Raw genomic sequence first — 1,388 nt, forward strand, 5'->3', positions numbered from 1 at the left:
GCGGGGAGAGATCGTAACCCGCTTCATGCAGCATGCTGGTGATGGCGGCGACACTGGCAAAGCTGTCAAGCCCGACCGCATGGGCCGCCTGCCCTTCCGCACCGGGATAATCCGACAGCACGAGGGCGAGACGCCGTTCCTGCGGGGTCTCGGCCGCAAGACGCAGCCAGTTCCGCGCCTGCGCGACCATCAGGGCGATACCCGGCGCATACGGAACGCGCCGCGCGGGCAGGCCGGGAGGCGCCTCGTCACGAAACGAGATGGGCGCCCCGTTCAAGCGACCATCGAGCTCGGGCAGCACCACCTGCATGGCCAGATCGGAAGGGGAAAGCCCGCGCAGCGCCTTGGCCCAGCCTGCCTCTGTCGTGCTTGGTTGCAGGATCTGAAGCACCGGCACACCGGCCGCCTCAAGCACGGAAACCGTCCCATCCTCGCCCCGCGCCGCGAAGAAGGTGGCGTTCAGAATGATGTCGGGCGGCGTGTTGACCAGCCAGTCATCGAGAAAAGCCTGGGCCTCGGGAGCGCGCAACGAGGCCGCATAGACCAGATCGACCCCGATACCGGACGCGTGGAGCGCATCGGCCAGCGCATCGATCCCCGCCAGGTCGGCGGCCAGAAGATGGGCGCGATAGAACACGATCAGCGCCCGTGTGCGTCGTGACGGCGCAAGACGCCGATACAGCGCGCAGCCCGGCAGAGGCTCGACCTCAGCGCCATCATCCTCGCCCAACCCGGCAAGCGCGCGCATCACTGTGAGGGCACAACGCAGGTTTCGTGCCCCCCCTTCGCGAAACAGCGCATCGAGTCGCGTCCACTGATCGGGATCAATGCTCGACAGCGCCTGGAGCGCCGGGTTGGGCGTCGCCTCGCCCGTAATGAAGGCGAGCGGGATACCGGCTGCGCGACAGGTCAGGCGCAGTTCATCCACACCATAGCGCCAGTACTCCGTGCCGCCCAGCAGGCGCACGACCACACAGCGTGCCCCTGCAATGGTCTGCTCGATATAGAGATCGACCGAAAGGGGGTGACGCAGGCGCGACAGGGTCGCGACCTGAAGACTCGGATCCCGCGTTTCATGGATCGCCCGCATCCCCAACAGATCGCTTTCGGAAAAAGAGAGCAGGATCAGATCGGCAGGCGCATGGGCGAGATCCTCGGCCTGTGCCTGCCCGTCCAGATCATGCGATTCCCGAAAGAGGATATGCATGGATCAGGCTTCGTCGAAGCTGCGCTGCACCGCCACGGGATCCAGACCGTGCAGCCCGATCACCACGAGTTGGCCAGGGGACGCCTCGCCCTGTTCGAAGGCATGACGAATACGCGCGCCCACGGCCTGAACGCCGAGGCGCAGGCTCTTGCCCGCAATGCGCGCATAGCCCTTMGATACG

The 1,388-nt window shown here is 66.1% G+C and carries 2 protein-coding genes; both read right to left on the bottom strand.

Annotation, left to right across the window (positions count from 1 at the left end; translation table 11 throughout):
• A partial coding sequence (locus C0V97_RS16710) for a cobaltochelatase subunit CobN (RefSeq protein ID WP_199751979.1) occupies nucleotides 1–1,207 on the bottom strand: 1,207 nt, incomplete at its 3' end.
• Between the two features lie 3 nt (nucleotides 1,208–1,210).
• Nucleotides 1,211–1,388 (bottom strand): GTP-binding protein (locus tag C0V97_RS16715; RefSeq protein ID WP_199751982.1); only part of this gene is annotated, 178 nt, incomplete at its 5' end.

Origin of the sequence: Asaia sp. W19, from assembly GCF_003994335.1 — a bacterium.
GTDB lineage: Bacteria > Pseudomonadota > Alphaproteobacteria > Acetobacterales > Acetobacteraceae > Asaia.